Source organism: Bradyrhizobium sp. (assembly GCF_019244115.1).
GTDB lineage: Bacteria > Pseudomonadota > Alphaproteobacteria > Rhizobiales > Xanthobacteraceae > Bradyrhizobium.
This window is the reverse complement of record NZ_JAFATE010000281.1, coordinates 1-2,121: the sequence shown is the minus strand read 5'-3', so window position 1 is coordinate 2,121 and position 2,121 is coordinate 1. Positions and strand designations below refer to the sequence as shown.

Genomic DNA, 2,121 nt, shown 5'->3' with positions numbered 1-2,121 from the left:
GACGCGGGTGGGTTACGCCTTCCGCCGTTTCCCATCGGACCATCCTTGGACAGTCGAGCGAGGCGGAAGGCTAACCCAGCTTACGAGTTCTATCCGCACGACGGGCAATTTGCGCATGGGCGCCATGCGCCAGCTGCCCGTCGTGCCAATCTGTCGCAGGATGCTCGTGCTGATTTTCAGAAATAACCTTGACGCCGACCCCAAATCAGAAGCATAATCCGCGCATCCCGCCTCGATGAGAGGGGCGTATGCGCTATCGTCACGACACGTGAGGCGGGATGCGATGGCCGCGACAGCGACGCGCACGATGCTCGTGCGGACGAACGGCGCTGACGCGGACGATGAAATCGTATGGTCCTGGCCTCCCGACGCTGAGGCCAAGTTCGCTGGCGTGACGAACGCTGCGGATGACGGTGGCAATAAAGCCCGGTCACCGGGGAGAGTACGTATAACCCGTAAAGCCATCGCGCAGGGAATGCCGGATGATTCGGCTGAACCTGTGGTTCCTTCCCCGTGCTTTTTTCACTGCACGGGGGCCATGGGTGAGGCCTTCACCCGGCATTCCCTGCGCCCTCTGTTGTTCCGAGGGCCGAAGACCATGCACAACTCGGGCGCGATCGCGCGGCGAGAAGGCGGCCCTGTGCTTCCACATTCTCTGCTGTCATGCCCCGCTTCAAGCAGGGGCATCCAGTATGCCGCGGCCTCGGCTCAAGCACTGCCGTCTCTGGAATACTGGGTCGCCCGGTCAAGCCGGGCGACGACAGCGGAAGTAGGCATCGCCGCTTGTATATTTGACGAGCCAGCGCTTGCTCACGCCACCCATCTCACCCCGCGGAATATATCGCCGCTTGCCAAGCCCGCTTCGGCAGGCCACAAAAATTCCGGCCATCGATCAGAAGAAACGCCAGCGGAGAACGAGTTGACCATCAAGGGCAAGGCCTACATCGCGGGGATTTTTGAGCACCCGACCCGGCACGCGCCGGACAAATCGACAGCACAATTGCACGCCGAAGTCGCCAGGGGCGCCATCGCGGATGCCGGCCTCAGCAAGGCCGATATCGACGGGTATTTCGTGGCCGGCGATGCGCCCGGCGGGACCTGGCCGATGGTGGATTATCTCGGCCTAAAAGTGCGCCACATCGATTCGACCGACACCGGCGGCTGCTCCTATCTGATCCATCTCGGCCACGCCGCCGAGGCGATTGCCGCCGGCAAGTGCTCCATCGCGCTCGTCACGCTCGCCGGCAAGCCGCGCACCGGACCGATGCCGGCGCGTCCCTCCGGCCCGGAAGCCGATTTCGAGGCGGCCTATGGCGCGACCACCCACAATGCCTACGGCATGTGTGCCATGCGTCACATGCACGACTACGGCACGACAAGCGAGCAGCTCGCCTGGATCAAGGTGGCGGCCTCGCATCATGCGCAACACAATCCCCATGCGTTCCTGAAGGACGTGGTCACGGTCGAAGACGTCGTGAACTCGCCGATGATCTCCGATCCGCTGCATCGGATGGATTGCTGCGTCGTCACCGATGGCGGCGGCGCGCTGATCGTGACGACGGAGGAGATCGCAAAGAGCCTAAAGAAGCCTTTGGTTCGGCTGATCGGACATGGCGAGGCGATGAAGGGGCCGCGCGGCGGCAAGGATCTCGACCTCACTTACTCCGCGGGCGTGTGGTCAGGTCCCCGCGCCTTCGAGGAAGCCGGCGTGACGCCGCAAGACATCAAATATGCCTCGATCTACGACAGCTTTACCATCACGGTGCTGATGCAGCTCGAAGACCTCGGCTTCTGCAAAAAAGGCGAGGGCGGCAAGTTCGTCGCCGACGGCAATCTGATTTCCGGCGTCGGCAAGCTGCCGTTCAACACCGATGGCGGCGGGCTGTGCAGCAACCATCCGGTCAACCGTGGCGGCATGACAAAGATCATCGAGGCAGTGCGGCAGCTCCGCGGCGAGGCGCATCCGAAGGTGCAGGTCAAAAACTGCGACCTCGCGATCGCGCACGGCACCGGCGGCCTTTTGGGCGTGCGCCACGCCGCCTCGACCTGCATCCTGGAGCGCGTGTGATGAGTGACGCGAAAAAATATCCGACCCCGGTGACCAATCCCGAGACAAAACCG

At 63.0% G+C, this 2,121-nt stretch carries 2 protein-coding genes; both read left to right on the top strand.

Annotation, left to right across the window (positions count from 1 at the left end):
- The coding region (locus JOZ76_RS12690) for a hypothetical protein (protein ID WP_291698972.1) at positions 1 to 217 on the top strand (217 nt) is incomplete at its 5' end.
- A 702-nt stretch (positions 218 to 919) separates the two neighbouring features.
- Positions 920 to 2,068 carry a thiolase domain-containing protein gene (locus tag JOZ76_RS12685; RefSeq protein ID WP_291698971.1) on the top strand — a complete coding sequence of 383 codons (1,149 nt, stop codon included), beginning with the start codon at positions 920 to 922 and terminating at the stop codon, positions 2,066 to 2,068.
- Positions 2,069 to 2,121 lie beyond the last annotated feature (53 nt).